17 protein-coding genes are annotated in these 19,946 nt (G+C 50.5%); 7 read left to right on the forward strand and 10 right to left on the reverse strand.

Annotated elements, in window-relative coordinates; genetic code table 11:
- Positions 1 to 99 precede the first annotated feature (99 nt).
- On the reverse strand, positions 100 to 1,566 hold the full coding sequence (locus ACE418_RS05875) for an HAD family hydrolase (RefSeq protein ID WP_416449731.1): 1,467 nt from the start codon (positions 1,564 to 1,566) through the stop codon (positions 100 to 102).
- Positions 1,567 to 1,764: 198 nt separating this feature from the next.
- Here ACE418_RS05875 and ACE418_RS05880 point away from each other — a divergent pair, with 198 nt between their 5' ends.
- On the forward strand, positions 1,765 to 2,718 hold the full coding sequence (locus tag ACE418_RS05880) for a lactate/malate family dehydrogenase (protein ID WP_416449732.1): 954 nt from the start codon (positions 1,765 to 1,767) through the stop codon (positions 2,716 to 2,718).
- Between the two features lie 187 nt (positions 2,719 to 2,905).
- Here the strand turns inward: ACE418_RS05880 and ACE418_RS05885 are convergent, their stop codons facing one another.
- Complete coding sequence (locus ACE418_RS05885; RefSeq protein WP_416449733.1) at positions 2,906 to 3,553, reverse strand: class I SAM-dependent methyltransferase; 648 nt, start codon at positions 3,551 to 3,553, stop codon at positions 2,906 to 2,908.
- Positions 3,554 to 3,714: 161 nt separating this feature from the next.
- On the opposite strand from ACE418_RS05885, the gene ACE418_RS05890 reads away from it, so the two are divergent.
- The gene (locus tag ACE418_RS05890; protein ID WP_416449734.1) at positions 3,715 to 4,530 is read left to right on the forward strand and encodes a carbon-nitrogen hydrolase family protein; all 816 of its coding nucleotides are present in this window, start codon (positions 3,715 to 3,717) and stop codon (positions 4,528 to 4,530) included.
- 27 nt (positions 4,531 to 4,557) lie between these two features.
- On the opposite strand, the gene ACE418_RS05895 is transcribed toward ACE418_RS05890, so the two are convergent.
- From ACE418_RS05895 to ACE418_RS05905, 3 genes are read right to left on the reverse strand one after another with little or no spacing between them, the layout of a single operon-like run.
- Positions 4,558 to 5,781 (reverse strand): MFS transporter, encoded by a 1,224-nt coding sequence (locus ACE418_RS05895; RefSeq protein WP_416449735.1) that lies wholly within the window; start codon positions 5,779 to 5,781, stop codon positions 4,558 to 4,560.
- The gene (locus tag ACE418_RS05900; RefSeq protein ID WP_416449736.1) at positions 5,778 to 6,293 is read right to left on the reverse strand and encodes a GNAT family N-acetyltransferase; all 516 of its coding nucleotides are present in this window, start codon (positions 6,291 to 6,293) and stop codon (positions 5,778 to 5,780) included. The genes ACE418_RS05895 and ACE418_RS05900 overlap by 4 nt, the downstream gene beginning before the upstream one ends.
- Before the next feature lie 21 nt (positions 6,294 to 6,314).
- Positions 6,315 to 6,758, reverse strand: coding sequence for a MarR family winged helix-turn-helix transcriptional regulator (locus ACE418_RS05905; RefSeq protein WP_416449737.1), 444 nt, complete (start codon positions 6,756 to 6,758; stop codon positions 6,315 to 6,317).
- A 157-nt stretch (positions 6,759 to 6,915) separates the two neighbouring features.
- On the opposite strand from ACE418_RS05905, the gene ACE418_RS05910 reads away from it, so the two are divergent.
- The 3 genes from ACE418_RS05910 (at position 6,916) to ACE418_RS05920 (ending at position 10,031) form a co-directional block, all read left to right on the forward strand.
- On the forward strand, positions 6,916 to 7,488 hold the full coding sequence (locus tag ACE418_RS05910) for a flavodoxin family protein (RefSeq protein ID WP_416449738.1): 573 nt from the start codon (positions 6,916 to 6,918) through the stop codon (positions 7,486 to 7,488).
- A 177-nt stretch (positions 7,489 to 7,665) separates the two neighbouring features.
- Positions 7,666 to 9,765 (forward strand): transporter substrate-binding domain-containing diguanylate cyclase, encoded by a 2,100-nt coding sequence (locus ACE418_RS05915; RefSeq protein ID WP_416449739.1) that lies wholly within the window; start codon positions 7,666 to 7,668, stop codon positions 9,763 to 9,765.
- On the forward strand, positions 9,762 to 10,031 hold the full coding sequence (locus ACE418_RS05920; RefSeq protein ID WP_416449774.1) for an arsenate reductase/protein-tyrosine-phosphatase family protein: 270 nt from the start codon (positions 9,762 to 9,764) through the stop codon (positions 10,029 to 10,031). The genes ACE418_RS05915 and ACE418_RS05920 overlap by 4 nt, the downstream gene beginning before the upstream one ends.
- A 47-nt stretch (positions 10,032 to 10,078) precedes the next feature.
- On the opposite strand, the gene ACE418_RS05925 is transcribed toward ACE418_RS05920, so the two are convergent.
- From ACE418_RS05925 to ACE418_RS05935, 3 genes are all read right to left on the reverse strand, one after another.
- A complete protein-coding gene (locus tag ACE418_RS05925; RefSeq protein ID WP_416449740.1) occupies positions 10,079 to 10,741 on the reverse strand; it encodes a DNA-3-methyladenine glycosylase family protein in 663 nt (220 codons plus the stop codon).
- A complete protein-coding gene (locus tag ACE418_RS05930; protein ID WP_416449741.1) occupies positions 10,738 to 11,811 on the reverse strand; it encodes a bifunctional transcriptional activator/DNA repair enzyme AdaA in 1,074 nt (357 codons plus the stop codon). The genes ACE418_RS05925 and ACE418_RS05930 overlap by 4 nt, the downstream gene beginning before the upstream one ends.
- Positions 11,812 to 12,456: 645 nt before the next feature.
- On the reverse strand, positions 12,457 to 13,629 hold the full coding sequence (locus ACE418_RS05935; protein ID WP_416449742.1) for an iron-containing alcohol dehydrogenase: 1,173 nt from the start codon (positions 13,627 to 13,629) through the stop codon (positions 12,457 to 12,459).
- Positions 13,630 to 13,829: 200 nt separating this feature from the next.
- On the opposite strand from ACE418_RS05935, the gene ACE418_RS05940 reads away from it, so the two are divergent.
- Positions 13,830 to 15,074, forward strand: coding sequence for an Ada metal-binding domain-containing protein (locus ACE418_RS05940; protein ID WP_416449743.1), 1,245 nt, complete (start codon positions 13,830 to 13,832; stop codon positions 15,072 to 15,074).
- 88 nt (positions 15,075 to 15,162) lie between these two features.
- On the opposite strand, the gene ACE418_RS05945 is transcribed toward ACE418_RS05940, so the two are convergent.
- Complete coding sequence (locus ACE418_RS05945; protein WP_416449744.1) at positions 15,163 to 15,978, reverse strand: arylamine N-acetyltransferase family protein; 816 nt, start codon at positions 15,976 to 15,978, stop codon at positions 15,163 to 15,165.
- A gap of 718 nt (positions 15,979 to 16,696) precedes the next feature.
- Complete coding sequence (locus ACE418_RS05950) at positions 16,697 to 18,040, reverse strand: esterase-like activity of phytase family protein (RefSeq protein WP_416449745.1); 1,344 nt, start codon at positions 18,038 to 18,040, stop codon at positions 16,697 to 16,699.
- Positions 18,041 to 18,387: 347 nt separating this feature from the next.
- On the opposite strand from ACE418_RS05950, the gene ACE418_RS05955 reads away from it, so the two are divergent.
- Positions 18,388 to 19,782: an S-layer homology domain-containing protein gene (locus ACE418_RS05955; RefSeq protein ID WP_416449775.1), complete on the forward strand. Its 1,395-nt coding sequence runs from the start codon at positions 18,388 to 18,390 to the stop codon at positions 19,780 to 19,782.
- Positions 19,783 to 19,946 lie beyond the last annotated feature (164 nt).

Below are 19,946 nucleotides of genomic sequence, written 5' to 3' on the forward strand. Positions count from 1 at the left end.
AAATTGCTTTAAATTTAAAAGCCTTCACTAAAAACTGCAAACTTAATACTCAAAAAGAGGCTGTCTTAATGTGACAGCCTCTTTTTGAGTGGCCGGATTTTACCGCGTCTTGTATCCCTGATATTTATCTTTTAATTTCGTGTTGTCTTTTAAGACTTGGGAAATAGTCTTTCCTTGTTCGAGTTCTGTTTCGGCTTTAGTACCCTTATCAGACAAGTAGGATGCGTCTTTTTTGCCTAAGAGGAGCGTTTTATCATCGTTCCAGAATTCGCCTTTGTTTTCGTTGCGGCCCTGGATCAGGAACAGGCTGTCCCCGTTTTTATTAGCGGCTGCGAGGTCGATGCCGTGTTTTTTCTGGTAGGCTGCGATGCCGGCACAGAGGGCGGCATCATCGGTCCGCGTCCGGTTGATGACCAGGACTTCTTTGGTATCTTTGAATTCCGTGCAGAAGTTGAAATCGCCCTGGGAATCCATAGCCGTGAAGCTGGGGCCGTGTCCCTTATATTTCGGGACCAGGATTTTGGACAAGGTTTCGGCTTTGCCGACGCCCTGGGTCTGCGGATGGAGGTCGTAGTCATATTGGTTGAGGTAGCGGCCGTTGGCATCGACTTTGTTGGTCATAGCCAGGACGGCTTTTACGCCGGGGATTTTAAAATAGGATACGGCTGCCCGGATGGCGTCGATCGGCGAAGCCGAGCAGATGTAGCAGTCGATGCCATTGCGACTCAGGGCGCTATAGAGTTCGCGCATTTCCGGCGTTACCGTAATGCCGACTTTGTAACCGACGCTGATGTTGCCGGCTTCTGAAGGATAGTTGGCCGGGCTGGTATATTTCCCTTTGGTCCAGGTCTGGCCTTTCAGGGGATTGCCATAGTAGGCGTCGCACTGGTAGGCCATATCATAGACCTGCTGCGGCGTCATGCCCGTATACCAGTACGTGCTCCACGGGTACGATACGGATACGTCCATGGTTTCGCCAATGGCGTCATAGAGCCAGCGCATTTTGGCTTTGAATTCCAGGTAATCAGGGTCGTTCTGGGCTTTTGCGGACAAGGTGCTGCCCGTCGGCTTGACGAGGCCTTTTTTGTAGAGCGAAGCATAGGCTTTGGCGGCATCGTCGATGACGCTGCGGATTGTGACCTGGCGGCCTTCGCCGTCGTCAGCACCATAGGTGGCGTCCAATTTATCTGCCGGGATTCCCGTCATGAGGACGTCCTTCATCTGTGTCGGCGGGACGGCGAACTGCAGGTGGTCGAGCTGCCAGATTTCCAACTGTTCGCCTACGTCGAGGATGGATGTCGTATTATCGAAATCGAAGACGGCATAGGGATGATTGTTTTTATCATAGTTCGGCGAATCTTTGCCGTAGGCAGCGATGAAATCGTTGATACCCTGTTTGACCGTAGCGTCCCAGCGGGGGCTTTGAACGGCTTGCGCTTGTGTAGTTTCGGCCGCCGAAACGGTCGGCAGCATAGAGGGGAGACAAGGCGTTCCTAACAGGGCACCGACGACCAATAAAGCAGCGGTGGCTTTACGCCATTTTCCAAAACGATGATTACTTTTCATGATTCCCAATCCCTTCCGGTACATATTTTGAATTTTTACATGTCCGATTATATGCCGGGATTTTTGGGAATCCGTATAAACTATGTGATAAATAGGTAAATTTTTTGTTGTAATTACAACAGACAAGAAGCCCACTTTTTTGATATAATATAAAAATAAACTTTTTCTATATGTTGCTATGAACAGGAGGCGTTTTTTATGACTTTTAAGAAACGTGTAGTAGGTGTCATCGGTTTAGGCCATGTCGGGGCTCATGTAGCTTTCGATTTAGGGGTCCTGGGGATTGCCGACGAAGTCAAGTTATGCGACGTAAAGTCGGAAAAATTGGTCAGTGAACGGCAGGATATGATGGATGCCGTCATGTTCATGCCCCATCGCGTCAACTATACGATTGCCAGTTATGAAGAATTAGCGGATTGCGATGTCATCGTCAATGCCATCGGTGACATTACACTCTGTGCGTCGGGGAACCGCGACGACGAAATGCATTTCACTGTGCCTCAGGTCGCTGACTATATCCCCAAGGTCATGGCTGGCGGCTTCCAGGGGATTTTCATCAACATCACCAACCCCTGTGACGTCATTACAGACCTTATTGCCAAGAAGAGCGGCCTTCCGAAAGGCCATGTTTTTGGTACCGGCACCGGGCTGGACAGCTCGCGCCTGGTCAGTGCCATTTCCCAGCAGACCGGCCTGGACCATCATTCCTTCTCGGCCTACATGATGGGGGAACACGGCAATTCTCAGATTGTTCCCTGGTCGCTCATCAAATTCGGCGGTAAATCGCTGGCAGAACTGGAACAGAATCCGGCTTATGTCTTCGATAAAGCCCGTGTCCAGGACGAAACCATCAAAGCTGGTTGGGTCACCTATTCGGGCAAACACTGCACGGAATACGGTGTCAGCATGACGGCGGCTACCATGGTCCGGGCCGTCCTGCGGGATGAACGGAAAATCATGGCGGCCAGTGCGCCCTTGGATGGCGAATACGGCGAAACGGGCATCTTCTGCGGTGTACCTTCGGTCATCGGCGCCAATGGCATCGAAGAAGTCATGGAATACAACCTGCCGGAACAGGAACTGAAAGACTTCAAGGCATGCTGCGCTACGATTCGCGCCAACATTGCCAAAGCGGAAGCATTTTGGAAATAACGTGAATAAAAAAGAGGCTGTCGCATTAAGACAGCCTCTTTTTACGTTGATCGTAGGTCGTTCATCGTTTGTCGTATGGGATTAAAAATATCAATCCATCGCGATGAACGATGAACTACGAACGAAAAACTTTTAAGTTGAAGGGGCCTCGCATGATGGCAAAAACCTTCGTGCGACAGCCCCTTTTTTACCGCCCTTCGACGCAGATCCAGCGGCGATCTTTTTCGATATGGATCTGAGTGGATGAGAACCCGGCATTGCGGAAAATGGTTTCGAAGGTTTCCGGTGTCGGATTGTACAGATGGTAGTGTTCGATGTTTTCACGGACTTCGGCGCTGAGGCCGTCATGGCCGTAGATTTCAGCGATGAGCAGGAAGGTGCCGCCTGGTTTCAAGACGCGGCGGACTTCTTTCAGATTTTCCGGCGGATTGGGCCAGAAGTAGAAGCTTTCGACGGTCGTAATCTTGTCGAAGGTGTCATCGGCAAAGGGCAGGGCTTCGACAGAGCCTTCACAGAGGGTCATTTTCCCGGCAGCTATGTCGGCGGCGTTCGTCTGGCGCGAGGTCTGGACTGACGTCGGTGAGTAATCCACGCCGGTCAGATGGCCCGTCGTGATGTGGGTGCTCATGCGATGGAGATTGGCTCCGCCGCCGCAGCCGATGTCCAGGACGGCTTCATCGCCGTGCCACTGGAAATGGGACAGCCCCCAGGCGGTAAGGGCGGCATGACTTTCGTTCATGCGTTCCAGCATCTGGGTGCCTGCTTCCCCCGTCGGTTTGGCCGGATTGCCGGCCGTCGTAATCGCTTTTTGCCGTTCTTTTTCGATATGGGTCATTATGATAACTCCTTTCGTAATCTGTCTAGGAAAATCATACCACGATGTTCCCTTCCTGGCTAGAGGAAAGGCTGGATGGCCGTCATTGGAAAAATGTGTGGAACTTTGCTAGAATAAGGTAAAATATGATTCACTATATGTCATGGAAAGGGGAGAGGTCGATGCGGATTGCGATGATGCAGATGGCGATGACCCAGGATATGGAACAAAATTTACAGGTAAGTTATGCGGCGGTGAAGGAAGCGGCCGGGGCCGACCTGCTCTTTTTCCCGGAAGTGCAGCACATGCCCTTTTTGCCCCAGTACACGGCAGCGGAACTGCCGGAAAAGATGGGCCGACGGCGGCAGGATTATCTGCTGGACCCGGCTGATCCGCGGGTGACGGCTTTTTATGACTTGGCACGGCAGGCTCATTGTATGGTGTCGCCCAATCTCTATTTACAGTACCAGGGACAGGCTTACGATACGTCCCTGTTCATTGATGAAACGGGCAGGCTCCTGGGGAAATCAGCTATGGTCCATGTCACCAGTGCCCCGAATTTCTATGAACTCGATTATTACACGCCGTCCCCGGATGGCTTCCGCGTCTATGATACTTCTTTTGGGAAAATCGGCGTCGTCATCTGCTTCGACCGCCATTTACCAGAGAGCATCCGCACTTGTGCGGCTATGGGCGCCGAACTGGTCCTGATTCCGACGGCCAATTTGACGACAGAGCCATTGGACCTTTTTGAATGGGAAATCCGGGTCCAGGCCTATCAGAACAATGTCTTCGTCGCTATGTGCAACCGCGTCGGCCGCGAAGGTGATGTGACCTTTGCCGGCCAGTCCCTGGTCGTCGACAGTGACGGACAGACGCTGTTCAAGGCGGGCGGGGAAGCCGGACTGGTATATTGCGATATCGACCTGGAAAAATGCAAAGCAAGCCGCCGGGCACGGCCATATATCACCCTGCGGCGGCTTGAGCTCTATCGCTGAGAGAGGAGCCGTAACGGATAGTCAACGTCAGACGGTAACTCCTTTTCTCTGGATGCATCCGCTGACGATGCTGGCGAAAAGGCACAGGGCGATGTCGATGAGCCAGATGGTGACGTACCCGCCAGTAGCGGCTAAGAGGACGCCGCCGAACCAGGCGCTGAAAAAGGCTCCGACCTGATGGGCCAGGAAGAGGACCCCCATGAGGGTGGCGACCTGGCGCAGGGTGAAGTTTTCACTGACCAGCCCTGCCGTCGGCGATACCGTAGCATCGCCGGTCATGCCCAGGCCGGTGGCAAAGACGACGGCCGTGAGGAAGGTCTTGGGCATGATGAAGAGGTAGAGGGCGACCCAGACGGCGCGGAAGCCGTAGAGAAAGGCCAGGATTTTTCCTTTGGACAGGGTATTGCACAGGACGCCGGACAGGAGGGCGCCGCAGATGGTCGCGATACCGTAGACGGAGAAGGCCCAGCTGGCCGCTTCCGGTTCGATTCCGTAATGAACGAACTGTGAAAAGAGGTGGGATTCGATGATGACCATATGGAAGCCGCACGTCGAGAAGCCGCCCAGGAGTAGCAGGAAGGTCCGGTTATGAAAGGCCTTGCCCAGCGATGCCAGCGATAAATCCTTTTCGCCTCCGTCTGCCTGGATGTCACGCCGTTTCGGATCCCGGGAAGTGACGATGAGCGCGGCCGGGATGAGCAGGACGACGGGCACTATCAGAGAAAGCAGCGCTGATACGGCGCCGCCGCGGCCGATGAAAAATTGCAGCAGCGGCGATAAGAAGAATCCGACCATACCGGCAGAGGCATTGAGCATCCCCGAAATAATCATGGCATAATGCTGTCCGACAAAATACGTAGCCGACGTGAGGATGAGGCCGAAAGCCAGGGCCCCGGCCCCGCAGCCGAAGAAGATGCCTAGGGACAGAAGGAGCATCGCAAAGGATTGGGCCAGCATCATGCCGGCCAGGCTGAGGAGCATCATGGTGACGCCCAGCCCGAGGACGAAGCGGTTCGAGCGCCTGCCGGCGATAATGCCGAAAACCGGCTGCATCAGGCCAAAGACGAGCTGCATGACGGCGATACAGAAGCTGACGTCTTCATAAGACACGCCGCTGTGCTGGCTGAGCGGTACCAGCAGGATGCCGATATCGGCCCGTAAGCCGGCACCGACACCATAAAGTAGGCAAGCCAGCAGCCCAAATGCGATGACACGGCCTAATGTCATTTTTGTTTCTTTACCGGTATTCATCGTATTTCCACCTGGCCCAGATATTTTTGAAAAGCGATTTTATCGCTGTTGGCAAAGGTGATATGGCCGCAATAGGTGTAGCCGGCTTTTTCAATGATATGGCGCATGATATGATTGGCTTCATCCGTATCTACCCGTACATTTTCGACGCCTTTCTTTAGGGCCATCGTTTCTACCATGCGGAATACTTTTTGCGCCAGTCCTTTTCCTTTTACCGTATTGTCGACAGCCATCCGGTGAATTACGACATAGGCTGCTTCATTCAGCCAGTGCCCCTGCAACGAGCGGTATGCCGGTTCTCCGCGGAAGTCGATGGCCGTGTAGGCTAGTATCCGTCCGTCTTCCTTACAGACATAACCGATGCCGCTGTTCACGTCGCGGGCTAAATCACCGGCGTCAGGATAGCCATCCTGCCATTGGTCGACGCCCTGTTTTTTCAAAAACAACTTGGCCTGGGTGATCAATGCTTCAATACGCGGTAAGTCTGTTTTTACAGCTTTTATCATTTCCATATATAGGACCTCCTGATCCATTCACTGACAATTCGAAATCCAGTCCGCTTCGACATTCTGATTGATTTTCCGCAAAACCGTTAAGAATACAGCCTGCTCTTGGGGATTCAGCCCTTGAAGGCAGACGGACAGCTCGCGGTTTTCTTCGGTCAGTATGTCTTCATACAGAGCCTTTCCTGCGGCAGTGGGAAATACATTCCACGCCCGCTTGTCTTCCGGATCGGGCTGGCGCTGGATGTATCCGGCGTCTGACAGTTTGCGCACGACTTTGGCAGTGGTCCCCTTGTCGACGCGGCAGAGGCGGGTCAAATCAATCTGACGGATTCCGGGATTTTCGCAGATACGTGTCAGAAAGACGAATTGGCCCCGCTGCAGCCGATGCTGACGGAAGCGGATTTCCATGAGCGACTGTATGCTGCGGCAGAGGGTTCCCAATTCCCTTAACAAAGGACTTTTCAATTTCATGGTACAGCCTCCTTATTTAGTTGAATATTCAACTAAACGTATTGTAGCACACTCCTATACCCGTGACAAGACATGGCACTAGAAAAATAAGTTGCCGGCATGGTATACTAAAAGAAATACACGACTCGATAATGATTTCGATTAGGAGGCTGATAGCATGAAAATTTCTGTCCTGATGGGAAGCCCCCGCAAAAAAGGAAATACCGCCCAATGCCTGGAGCCGTTCTGTGATGAATTGAAAAAGCTGGGCCATGAATACACGGTCCATTGGCTCTATGACAAAAAAATCGACCCGTGTTTTGCCTGCCGGGCCTGTCAAAAAGACTGGACGACGTTTTCCTGTGTCCGCAAAGATGATTTGAAGCCTATTGCCGACGATGTATTTGCCAGTGACCTCATCGTCCTGGCCACGCCGATTTATTCCTGGTACTGTCCGGGACCGATGAAGAACGTCCTCGACCGCTTTGTCTACGGCTTCAATAAATATTACGGCGAGGAACTGGGCCCATCCATCTGGGCTGGCAAAAAAGTGGCCCTGTTCGTGACCTGCGGCTACAAACCGGAAAAAGGTGCGGATTTGTTTGAAGAGGGCATCCGCCGCTACTGTAAACACTCCAAGCTTACCTATCTCAGCATGTTTGCCGAACGGCATTTAGGATACAAAACCGTCTTCATGGATGAAAAAAAAGCGCAGCACGCCCGGGAATTTGCCCGGAAAATTACAGAATAATAGCCAACAGCAAAAGGTGCTGTCTTAATGCGACAGCGCCTTTTGCTGTTTTGCCAGTGGCAGACAGCTTTTCTGCTCACGTTATCTCTATTTACATCTGCCATGAATTACATTATAATTATACACATTATATATAATGTAATTCATTCTGCTTGTTTTTTTACAGAGGGATGACATATGGTGCAAAAATTTCTGATTCGCTTTTTTACTCTTCTTCTTATTCTTGTCGAGTGTTTTTGCCCTGTCTTTCAGGGGCGGGCGGAGCTTCCTCCGGAGAAGGTTGTACGTACGGGATATACGGTGCCGGACGCGTACATGACACATCCGGAGGATATGGTCAAGACGGGGTATACCTATGATTATCTCCAGATGATTGCTTCTTACAACAACTGGCAGTATGAATATGTATATGGTTCCTGGTCGGAACAGCTGAAGAAACTGGAGACCGGGGAAATCGATGTTCTGTCCAATGTGTCCAAAACACCAGAGCGGGCAAAGAAGTATCTATTTCCTGATTATCCTCTTCGCATTGAAATCTATTATATTTATGCGCCCAAGGAAAAGGCATCCCTGTATGATAAAATCGGAGATCTCCGGGGCCGGACAGTGGCGGTGGGAAAGGGTACCATCACCAGCCGGATGCTGAAGGAGTTCGATGAGGCACACCATCTGGGACTCCATATGGTGGAATACGGCAGCCTGGATGCCCGGTTGGATGCCATGAGACGGGGAGAGGTGGACGTTTCTCTGGAATTCACTTCCCGGGCGGATGTGCAGGAGGGCTTCGTTCCTCTGTTCTTTGTGGGAAGCGACAGTTCCTATGTGGCTGTTGCCAAAGGCCGGGAGGATTTGCTGAAGGATCTGAACCATGCCCTGATCGAAATCCAAACCTACAATCCCACCTTTGTGAACGATCTGCGGATAAAGTATTTCACCTACGACAAAGGGTCTGTTTTTCTGCCTCTGGATAACAAGGACTGGTTCAGGAAGCACGGAACTGTCCGCATGGGCTATATGGCCCACATGGGACCCTACATCTGGAAAGATTCTGACGGAAAAGCCCGGGGGACCTTCCGGGACCTTCTGGACGCCGGATTTCAGGCTTTTGGTATTTCCGGAGGCATAGAGTACATTCCCTACGAAAACATGCAGACCATGCGGGAGGATGTTGCGGCGGGGAAAATCGATGGCGCCATGCCGGTGTATGACAGGCCCTTCCAGAGTGAGAAGGAAGGCCTTCTACAGACGAACAACCTTCTTCCTGTAAAAATGTATAAAGTAAGCAGGGAAAATGGGCCTATTACGGATGAAACGGTATTTGCAGTGGCAGACACTTTTCCGCCCCAGGAAAAGTATGTGAAGGATTTCTATCCCCATAACAAAATCCTCCGTTATCCGGATCCGGAGGCTGTACTCCAGGCCATTCGCAATCATGAAGCTGATGCCGCCATTATGAATCCCTACCTGATTTCCATTTACCTTCACAATGAAAAAAGTTGGAAGCAGGAAGAACTTCCCCATCGGGAGGGGCTGACCATTGTGGTGAACCGGGACAATTATCCTCTTTTTCTGGCCATCAACCGCATGGAGAACCTATGGGGTGAAAGCGAAATGCATGAATCGCTCCTGAAATATGCGGATGAATTGTATCAGCCGAGTTTTATGGATTATGTGGAACGGAATTACGGTAAAGTCTTTTTGGTCATTTTCGTCGGCACCCTGGCAGTGACCCTCCTGGTGTCCCTGATTATCTTCCGGGGCCGGCAGAAAAGAGCTGCAGATGTGCTGGCCAGGGTGGACCTTCTCACCGGTCTGCCCAACCGGCGGGCCTATGAAGAAAAGCTGAGGGAAATCCAACAGAATCCGCCAACACATCTAATGGCAGTGGCACTAGATCTGAATGGCCTGAAAAAAGCCAACGACACCAGAGGCCACCAGGCCGGCGACGAACTGCTCCGGGCCGTGGGAGACTGCTTCCGGAAGACCTGCGGCGAGGCAGCATATCAAGAGTACACCTGCCTGGGCTACCGGGTAGGTGGCGATGAATTCGTCTGTCTGCTCTATATGGATGAGAAGACATTTGAGAGCTTCAGCGATTCCTTCCAAAAGAATGTATCCCAGTGGAAAGGAAAGAGAAACGACTGTCTCTCCATAGCCCAGGGTTATGCAGGCTGGTACGAATTTCCTGGTGTCCCCGTTACCGAACTGCTCCGTGTGGCAGATAACCGTATGTATGAGGATAAGGAAAGATACCACAGAGAAAGAGGGAGGCGCTGAGGCGCCCAGTCAGCGTTAAATCGGCATATTATGATTATTTCATCGGCATGGATGACGAGAACCTGCGGGATATGCAGCGGATTTTTTACGGGGCCCCTCATAAATGCTCACTCCTTATGGATTATACGGCGGCACCCCGTTCCGTGGCCGATCCGTGGTATACGCGGGATTTCCAGCGGACCTGGGACGATGTCCAGGAAGGCTGTCAGGGACTGCTGGTTTTCCTGCAGGACCGGTTGGCGGACTTTCCGGCTTCTCAGGGCTAGCGTCTGAATGATTCCTCCGGAAGCCCCTGGGACGGAATTTTTGGCAGCTATCTGTTTTTAGCTGTGCTTTTTTTCCGGACAGCCGGATCGGTAAGGCCGGGAATGACGCCGGCAGAAACACGCCACAGGTAAATGCTGGCAACGGTGCCATAAGGGGAATAGCGTTTCCGGTACCGTTCAAACTGGTCTTTGCGGATGGTTCGGTGACGGTATACCATGCGGAGTCCCCGGAGAATAGCCAGGTCGCCATAGCTCAGGACGTTGGGGCGGAGCAGGGAATGGATGAGGAGCATCTCAGCCGTCCATTTGCCGATTCCCGGCAGTTTTGTCAGCTCGGTGCAAAATTCTTCATCTGGGAGCGCAGATAGTTGCTCTATGCTGATTTCTCCACCGGCTGTCAGACGGGATATATTCTTTATATAAGTGACTTTACGGAAGGTGCTGCCACATTTTTGCATCGCTTCATCGGGAATCTCAAGAAGATGTTCCGGCGTAACGGGAGAAAAGGCTTCTTTGAACCGGTGCCATATCGTATCGGCCGCTTTGGTGGAAATCTGCTGGGATAATATGGAATTGACAATGCCTGCAAAAAGGTCCGGAATGACTGGCCGTTCTGGATGACCCAGGATATCGATGATGGCACCGAGTTTTTTATCTTTTTTCTTCAGGTATTCAATTTCTTTTTTTCCATAGGGAAAATAGTCGGTCATCGCTGTTCCCCGCCTCGGTTCCTTTTTTCCATTTCCAATAGATACTGCTTGTTTTTGAGACCGGCAGCATAACCCGTCAGGTTTCCCTGGCTGCCGATGACCCGGTGACAGGGGATGAGGATAAGGATGGGATTTTTGTGATTGGACATGCCTACGGCCCGATAGGCCTTGGGGCTTCCTACTTTTTTCGCTATTTCACCATAGGTATGAGTGCTGCCATAGGGAATTTCGCAAACGGCTTTCCAGACAGCTTGCTGGAAGGGCGTTCCTTTGGGAGCTAAGGGTATATCGAAGGTTTTCCTCGTTCCGCTGAAATATTCGTCGAGTTCTTTAGTACACTTAAGGGTCAGCTGATTTTCCCGTGGCGATGCTTGGATTTCTTGGGTCAGCGGGGATATTCCGATAATGGCTTCCTCCGTGGAGCGGATGACGAGTGTGCCGATAGGGGAGCGATAAAACGTATGGTACATGGGCGGTTCATCCTTTCTATGGCCATGATGCTGATAGTCAGCCGGAGTCAGGCCCGTTTCTTTTTTGAAAAAAGAATAAAATCCGGAAAGGCTGTTCATGCCAATCGCCCAGGCTGTGTCGGAAATGGGGACCCCTTCAGAAAGCAGTCCTTTCGCTTTCTGGATGCGGAGTCTATTTAAATATTCTTTCAGACTTTCCTGATATTGATTTTTGAATATTTTGTCCAGGTGGTTCCGGGTAATGCCGAGACGAGTCATTTTCTGTGCCAGCAGCGAGCTGTCGTTGTAGGCCCGATCCATGATTTCTTTGGCTTCCCTGGCTATATCCAGCGCCGGCGTAAAGACGAGGAGATCCGGACGGCACCGTTTGCAGGGATGAAAGCCGGCTTTCAGGGCTTCTTCGGCCGTATGGAAATATACGACGTTTTTGCGGAGCGGCGTCCGTGATGCACAGGAAGGGCGGCAGAATATGCCGGTACTCTTCACCCCGTAAAAAAATTGGCCATCGTAGCTTTTATCACAGGATACTAATGCTTTCCACATTTCATCTTCCGTCATCGTGATGATTCCTTTCTGTTTCAAATTTTTTTCTGACTTCATTATACAATACAGGTAAAAGGATTTCTTCCGAAAGGGAAGGATGTCATTTTTCGACAGCACTTTTACACAAGGCCTGAACTAAGTCCGTTGAATTTTTTGTAGTTCTGTTCATAGTAATCGGCCTCGATGGCCCAGCGCATCTTGTATAGTTTCAGCGGATAATATGTCATGCCCTCTGCCGGTGCGTCCCGTAATATTTGTCGTTCCTGCCAGGCACAGCTCATCACCGTTTCATTCCGAAGGGCCCGGTAATAGCTGTTCAAGCAGCGATGCGTCACCTGAGACAAAAAATCCCGGTGAAGAAAACGGAGAGAGGGGAACGCTTACAAGGCCAGCTGGGCTATGACCAGCCAGGTCAACAGGCATTGTGTTGGCCGTGTTGCCGTAGAAAAATATCGAGAAAAGAAACGCAACAGACTACCCATGTCGAATTTTTGAGGTATAATGAACTTATCACGTAACTCCTTTGAGATGATGTTTTTTAGCAGATTCATTATACTTCAAAGTGTGATCACACGATATTTATTTGTTCAAAAAGTTGTAAACTGCTGATAGAATAAATATCTGGAATAAAATTTAAAGATGTGTTGAAACTAAAAAGTCCCCGGAACATTCGGTTCCGGGGATAAAAAGGAAAGTAGTCAATTAAAAATTAACCGGCGTGCCATAATAGCAGCAGTTGAGCACTTTCTTCATGTTTTCCACATCCGTCTTGCGGGGATTGAACAGGGTGCAGGGATCGCCAACAGCAGCGGTAGCCAGGGTATCGAAGGTATCTTTGAACAGTTTTTCATCGACACCGGCTTCCTTATAAGAGGCAGGGATACCGACAGCCTTATTCAAGTCCTGAATAGCTGCGACGAGGGAATTCGTCAGCTGAGCATCGGTATTGCCAGGCAGTCCCAGTGCCCGTGCCAGGGTAGCGAAACGGTCTTCGCAGGCACGACGGTTGTATTGGATGACATACGGCAGCATGATGGCATTGCAGCGGCCATGCGGCAGCTTGTAAGTGACACCTACTTTATGAGCTAAGGAATGAACGATGCCAAGAATCGCATTGGAGAAGGACATGCCGGCAATATTTTGTGCCCAGTGCATCGTTTCTTTCCCTTTGGCACTGCCATTATAAGAATCTACCAGGCTTTCGTAAACCATTTGAGCAGCCTTCACAGCCAGGCAGTCCGTAAGCGGATTATGCAGGGTTGCTACATAAGCTTCAATAGCATGCGTCATAGCATCCATGCCGGTATCAGCCGTGAGGGAAGCATCCATAGACTGGGGGACATCGGTATCGACGATAGCAATATCCGGCGTGACTTCAAAGCTTACAATCGGATATTTGATGCCTGTTGCATCGTCAGTGATAACAGAGAAGGAAGTAACTTCAGTCCCGGTACCAGAAGTAGAACCGATGGCCACGAAGATAGCCTTCCGGCGGAGTTTCGGCATAGCATACGGGGTCTTTACATCATCAAATTTCAGTTCCGGATGTTCATAGAAAACCCACATAGCCTTGGCTGCATCTACGGGAGAGCCGCCACCAAGGGCTACGATGACATCCGGTTCCCATTCCTGCATTTCTTTGGCGCCACGATAGCACGTAGAAATACGCGGATTGCTTTCCACGCCTTTAAATACCTTTGTTTCCATACCATTTTCATGGAGTACCTTTTCTACCTTTGCCAAAGATCCATTCTTTGTCATGAAAGAAGTCCCAGTAACGATGTAGGCCTTTTTGTGTCCCTTCAAGACCTTGAGGTCTTCAATGGCTCCGGGACCGTAATAAACATCTCTTGGAATTGTAAAACGAATCGACATATTCATTCATCCTTTCTATGGTGCAACTCTATGTGTTCTCTTGGACGGTTCTTATCTTACACTGTATGCACGGAAAAATCTTTCAGAATTAGGACAAGCAGTTTGACTTTTATGAGACAAACTGAAGGAAAAAATCGTAGGTTTTACATAGTTGCAAAGAGAGATGGACTCTGTTGCCTGCAGAGTTAAGGAGGGTTATTATGTCAGCACCACTCTATCAATTACAAAATGAATTCGAACGTTTTCGCCCAATCTGGCTTGCTGCTGGTGCGAAGGTTCGCCACTATGCGGAAGGGGATATCATCTATCCCTTACATACGGCCTGGCAGACTGTTTCCTATATCGATGAAGGCCTTGTCCATGCTTCTATCAGGCAGGGAGAAAAAGAAAAGCTTGTCGCTGCCTATGGCCGGGGGATGCTCATGCCTTTTTCGGCACCAGAAAGTGTCCCCATTTCTCATCGTATACAATTCTCTGCCGCTACCGATGTCGTTGCCTGGGAAATATCAACAGACGCATTCCAGCGTCTGCTGAAAGATGCCGATTTTAACCAACAGATGATGACGGCCATGTGGCAGCTGATCCACCTGTTGCTGCACGAGGTACAAAGCCTTTCTTTCGATACTGGTCTGGAACGGGTGGCGTCTTTCCTGTACACCTATTTTGAAAATACAGGCCGGGACTGTCTGGAAATAGGGACAGGAGATTTGCAGGCGTATATTGGCCTCAACCGGTCTAATTTAAATAAATACCTTGCCGTATTGGTGCATGATAAGATCATTCGGAAACAACGAGGTTCTATCCGCATTCTCTCTCCAACAAAATTGCGTACCTACTGCGCACCGCGTATCATAGAGTGCAGCCTCGTTTCCATTGCGGATACACAGCTCGGCCAGCTGGACAATCAGGAAAAATGGCAGGCAATCCGGCAGCGTGATGCCAGCTACGATGGCACATTTTGGTACGGCGTACGATCGACTGGCATTTATTGTGTACCTTCCTGCCAATCTCGTCTGCCGGGAAAAGAAAACATCGTATTCTTTTCTACCCCGGAGGAGGCCGAAGCAGCCGGCTTCCGGCCTTGTAAACGCTGTCGGCCTGACATAGCGCAATATCAGCCGAACCAGCAGTTTTTACTGCATGTCAAATCACTTATTGACAATCAATTTGATGATCCTATGCTGCTGCGTGAGACACTGGGCAGTTTGCCAGTGACAGTGCGTCACCTCAATCGCCTGTTTAAATTAAAATTCCATCAGACCATACATGCCTATCTTATGGATAAAAGGCTTCAGGCAGCTGCCGAAAAGCTCTGCCATACCGACGAATCGGTTGTGACTATTGCGCTGGCCTCCGGCTTCCATTCCATGTCTTCTTTTTATACGAATTTTAAACGGGCCTATGGCATGCCGCCGCAACAGTATCGACAAAAAAAGCGGAACTAAAAAACAGCAGCGGCATGCCAGGAACATAAACTGAGATATAATACAGTTAGTCGAGGCAGCTTACTGCTGATTTTTGTGTTTTAAGCTTTTATGATAGAAGACGATAATTGTCAGGAACGGTGATGCGAAAAATATCGGACAAGATCTGGGCCGCTTCTGTTTCATTAGAAAGCGTATGTCGTGTTTCTACCGTACCATTGCGATAGGCTTTCATTTCATTCTTGACGATGGTAAGATTCGCTTCCCGGATAAATATGCTAATTTTCATGTATTTATTGAATGTTGAATTGGGATGGAGGTCACAGTAGAAAGACGGCATGATAAAATCGTCATTTATTTGTGGTTCATCCGTGAAGCCGTAAATGGGTTTCCATCTTTTCCCTGGTTCTTTTTGCATGAGTACGTGTCCGTAGAAAGAATCTTCATCGATACAGTAAGAAGAAATTCCATCCTGTTGGATTCGTCCCGGCTTCAGAAGAATCGGCTGTCTGGGAGACTCGCTATTGACGCCGACGTCTGTGAGCCATGGCATACCATCGATATTGACGACGAGAATTCGATGACGCCGCATCTGAATGTGACCTGGCTCATCCATGAACCGGCCTGCCCGCTGCTCTACGTGATAACCAAGTGTTGTGAGCAATAAAAGAAATAATCCTTGCAGTTCAAAGCAATATCCGCCCCGATGGTGAAGGATTATTTTTTTGTAAAGGGCTGCCGGGTCCATCGAGGTGGGAATACCATTCATGGGGTCCAGGTTTTCGTAGGGGATAGATAAAAGATGGCGGATCTGCAGTTCTTTTAGAGTATCTATATCTGCTTTCTCAGGCACCGCTGCCATCCCAATCCGTTGCAGATATTTCGTTAGCTCTCCAAGAGATAAAACATGATTCTTAGCATCCATAATAAGGCCTTCCTTCATCGGTGTTTTCCGTTTTTTCTTTTTTGATTTTTATTGCATCAATTATACGATAATGTATCAATTATACAATATAGGTAAAAGAATTTCTTCCGAAAGGAAAGGATGTCATTTGGGGAAAAATGAAATAGCTGGCGCACAGCCGGTTCGGATTTAGCCGGTTGCGCGCCAGCTGCTTCATGAGCGGCGGGCCGCCCATTCCCGTCGTGATATAACGGAATCTGGTATTTACTTATTTTTTTCTGGAAACAGGGCGTTCAGCAGTGCCGTATCATGATGCTGTACCAGTTCACTTTTATCGAAACTGAAGGGGAGCTTGTCTTTTTGGCCGGTGAAAGGCGGCACATTTTCTGCTACAATAGGAAGAGAAAAATTTCTACAGGCAAGGGGATAGGCCGGATTTCCAGTGAATCCGGCTGGACAGGAAAAACCCCGGAGCGGGAGGTCTCCGGGGTTTTTCCTATTCTATGATACAAGCTTGGCGGCACGCTGGCAGGTGGACAGTACGGCGAACCTCTCCGATTTTGGTCGGGAGGCCATCCTGGCAGAGGGGTTCGGTAACGGGCCGGTGGGTTGCCGCTGGGGATAGCTGACCTTGTTTACAGTCTTTACTATACAGACGCTGTGTAAAAAAATGATGACAGCCTGGTAAGAGTTAAGCAATTTTGTAGCGAGTGACGAATTTTACGAGTCACTAGTCACTCTATAAGGCTTTCGGCAGGGTGAAGAACCAAATCTGGCTTTCTTGTTCTGACGTGGCGTTTTTCTTCAGGCTGATTTTGACTTTATGGACTTGATGGTCCTTGTTATATATCATGGCTTTTTTATCGCTGTCATAAGTGTAGTCCGAGACTTCGGGCTGGCTGGCCTGTTTGTCATCGACGGCGATGTCCATGCCGAAGTCGTTATCGTTGACGACGGCAATCGTCCGACGGTCCGGCAGGAGGGCCAGGCCTTCTGCTTTTTCGATGTTCCAGCCCTGGGCGCGAAGGTCCAGGACGAGTTCTTTCTTGGCCGGTACGATTTTCCCGTCCAGGCGGCCGTATTCGAGGTCGCCGTTATCGGCGATAGGCGTAGCCCCGTTCAGGTCGACTTTGTAAATGAGGTTCTGCATGGTACCGTGCTGTTTCCCTTGTTCGATCATCAGGAACTGGCCATGGCCGATGGAGGTGATGTCGCCCAGCTTGGCAGCACCGGGGTTCTTATAGCCCGTATCGACGGGATAGGCATACATCGTCGTCGCTTGAGTAGCCGGGTCGAATTCGACGATACGCGTGTACTTGGCGGTCTTGCCTGTTTTTCCGTCGACATCGAGGGGGCTCTGGATGAGGGCGAAGACATGGCCCTTTTCATCAATGGTCAGGCCTTCGCTGCCGCGGTTGGGGACGCGGCTGGCCAGGATGCGGGGAAGGCCCGTGCCGGGACCGTATTTTTCCAGGATGTTGCCGTGCTTGTCGGCTTTGACGATGAACGGCCCGTATTCATCACTAATCCAGAAATTTCCGTCTTTATCGACGGCCAGGCCTTCCGTATCGAGGCCGTTCTTGTCGGTCCCCAGGTCTTTCATCTGGAAATTCAGGGCGATTTCGTTCGTCGATCCAGTCAGTCCTGCCGGCAGGGGCTTGCCGGTAATGGCTTTGCCATGGACTTTCAGGGGGATGGACGCGGTGATGTCGGCCCGGCCCTGAGCCGGATTCACCGTAATGACGCCGATGCTGGGCGCGAAATCCGGCGTCGGGAAGAATTTCCCGGACATCTTTTTGCCGTTTTTGATATATTTCGGGATGTCGCCGTTCGGGCCGCGGTCAGTCAGACCATAGAATTCGAGGGTTCCGTCGCTTTTGATATCCTTGAAGGCCAGGGACGAGCCGTAGCCGGGATTGATTTGGTGGTGGAACGCTTTTTCGTTTCCCTTGTACGGGAGCTGATAATGGTCGGCGTGGACGATGTAGGCCTGGACCGGGACGTCCTGCGCACTGAGACTGGCACTGCCCAGGCAGGACAGCATCAGGCCTGCCGCAATCCAGCGTCTCCATGATTGATTCATGAGTAAGCACCTCCTATTGTTTCATTGGAGTATACGCCCGGAGCATCAAGATTCGGTGATGTTTGAGTAAGAGCTTTGTAATAAGCTGTGTAAAAATTGTGTTTTTATTGTGAAAAACTCTTGTCTGATTTGTGTAAAAATGGGCGATACATGGCATAGATATGCTAATTGTATGCATTTTGACAGGCCTGAACCTTTTTCGTATACTGGCCATGCAGACAAACGTAAGCTGTACAGGATGTTTGTCCCGTCTGGCGCTGAGAGAGGAAACTAGGACCACTCGCCTGCAGCGGCTTTCCGGGAACCCTGTGATTCACTGTGGTGAAAACAAGGAGGAATTTTTCATGATGAAAACAAAACTTGCTACGGCCCTGATGGCCGCCCTGACAATCAGTTCGGCTTGTGCTTTTGCGGCTAATCCCTTTGTCGATGTCCCGACGGACAGCTGGGCTTACAAATCCGTTGTAGAACTCGCTGACGCCGGTATCATCCAGGGTGTCGATGGCCAGTATTTCCAGGGCAACCGTAACATCACCCGCTATGAAGCCGCCGAAATGGTCGCTAAAGCCATGGCCCATATGGACAAAGCTTCGGTCGAACAACGCGCCCTTATCAACAAACTGGCTGATGAATATGCCGATGAACTGAATAACCTCGGCGTCCGCGTCAGTGCCCTTGAAAGCCGCGTCGGCAACGTTAAACTCACCGGTGATGCTCGTATCCGTTATCGCCATCAGAGCGATTATAAAGCGGCTGGCATGGGCTTGTCTGATGCGAAGGGCAATCATGGAGACGTTTCTGCTGCCGGCAAGAAAAACGACAGCTCCTGGGATTATCGTGTCCGCCTCCGCGCCAATGCCCAGGTCAACGACCGCACGAAAGTAACCTATGGCTTGTCGACGGATTCCCAGAGCTTTTCGTCGAATTCGACAGCCAATAGTGAAAACAACAACCCCTTCACAGATATCGCTAAAGTCGATTACAACTTCGGCGGCAAGACGTGGAACCTCAGCGTCGGTCGGACAGATAAATACATCCTCGGCAATTCTTATGGCCTGAACTATGGCGATATCTTCGACCGGGCTGAATTGAAATACAAGAACGACAACTTTGCCGTTACGGCTGGCTACGGGAAATTCAAGATGGTAGGCAGCGACAAGACGTTTGCTGGCACTAGTACGGTAGATGGCGTCAAGACGGGCTATGGTGAAATCGAAGGCTTCTTCGGCAACGGTTCGGCTGTCGGCGTCTATTACAATGACTTCACCCGCGCCGGTGGCACGACGGATGCGTTATTGAAAGATTCTTTCCGCGGCGATGACCTCTGGGGGGCTTATCTTTCGTATAACTTCGGCTCCAAGTGGAATATCCTGGCCAACTACGAACATGTCAACCTGTCCAATGGTTACAAGACCCTTGACGGCGACGACAGTGCCAACTTGTGGGTCGCTCAGCTGACGTACGGCAAGGCCATCAAATCCCAGCCGGGCAGCTGGAGCGCCTGGGTCGAATACCTCAATGTCGAAGACGGTGCTTACCTCGGCGGTTCGACGAACAGCTGGCGCTTCGATAATGCAGCCCTGAACAACATCAAATCCTGGGGTGTCGGCGGCAGCTACGTCTTTGCCAAGAACGCCCAGTTCAACGTCTATCAGAGCTTTGCTTCTAAGTGGAAGACCAATAAGACGAACGCTGACGATCCGGAAGAACAGACAAGAGCTGAATTCGTATTCTCCTTCTAACAACTAACAACTTGAAAGAGGCTGTCGCATTAAGACAGCCTCTTTTTACGTTGATCGTAGGTCGTTCATCGTTTGTCGTATGGGATTAAAAATATCAATCCATCGCGATGAACGATGAACTACGAACGAAAAACTTTTAAGTTGAAGGGGCCTCGCATGATGGC

Source organism: Megasphaera jansseni, from assembly GCF_047974155.1.
In the GTDB taxonomy this organism is placed as follows: Bacteria; Bacillota; Negativicutes; order Veillonellales; family Megasphaeraceae; genus Megasphaera.

Bases quoted from the DNA above. Each gene is read 5' to 3' on its own strand.
- ACE418_RS05880 (WP_416449732.1), top strand. From the start codon at position 1,765: ATGACTTTTAAGAAACGTGTAGTAGGTGTCATCGGTTTAGGCCATGTC.
- ACE418_RS05890 (WP_416449734.1), top strand. From the start codon at position 3,715: ATGCGGATTGCGATGATGCAGATGGCGATGACCCAGGATATGGAACAA.
- ACE418_RS05915 (WP_416449739.1), top strand. From the start codon at position 7,666: ATGGTGCAAAAATTTCTGATTCGCTTTTTTACTCTTCTTCTTATTCTT.
- ACE418_RS05925 (WP_416449740.1), bottom strand. From the start codon at position 10,741: ATGACCGACTATTTTCCCTATGGAAAAAAAGAAATTGAATACCTGAAG.
- ACE418_RS05895 (WP_416449735.1), bottom strand. From the start codon at position 5,781: ATGAATACCGGTAAAGAAACAAAAATGACATTAGGCCGTGTCATCGCA.
- ACE418_RS05935 (WP_416449742.1), bottom strand. From the start codon at position 13,629: ATGTCGATTCGTTTTACAATTCCAAGAGATGTTTATTACGGTCCCGGA.
- ACE418_RS05950 (WP_416449745.1), bottom strand. From the start codon at position 18,040: ATGAATCAATCATGGAGACGCTGGATTGCGGCAGGCCTGATGCTGTCC.
- ACE418_RS05940 (WP_416449743.1), top strand. From the start codon at position 13,830: ATGTCAGCACCACTCTATCAATTACAAAATGAATTCGAACGTTTTCGC.
- ACE418_RS05945 (WP_416449744.1), bottom strand. From the start codon at position 15,978: ATGGATGCTAAGAATCATGTTTTATCTCTTGGAGAGCTAACGAAATAT.
- ACE418_RS05900 (WP_416449736.1), bottom strand. From the start codon at position 6,293: ATGGAAATGATAAAAGCTGTAAAAACAGACTTACCGCGTATTGAAGCA.
- ACE418_RS05885 (WP_416449733.1), bottom strand. From the start codon at position 3,553: ATGACCCATATCGAAAAAGAACGGCAAAAAGCGATTACGACGGCCGGC.
- ACE418_RS05875 (WP_416449731.1), bottom strand. From the start codon at position 1,566: ATGAAAAGTAATCATCGTTTTGGAAAATGGCGTAAAGCCACCGCTGCT.
- ACE418_RS05930 (WP_416449741.1), bottom strand. From the start codon at position 11,811: ATGAAGTCAGAAAAAAATTTGAAACAGAAAGGAATCATCACGATGACG.
- ACE418_RS05910 (WP_416449738.1), top strand. From the start codon at position 6,916: ATGAAAATTTCTGTCCTGATGGGAAGCCCCCGCAAAAAAGGAAATACC.
- ACE418_RS05955 (WP_416449775.1), top strand. From the start codon at position 18,388: ATGAAAACAAAACTTGCTACGGCCCTGATGGCCGCCCTGACAATCAGT.
- ACE418_RS05905 (WP_416449737.1), bottom strand. From the start codon at position 6,758: ATGAAATTGAAAAGTCCTTTGTTAAGGGAATTGGGAACCCTCTGCCGC.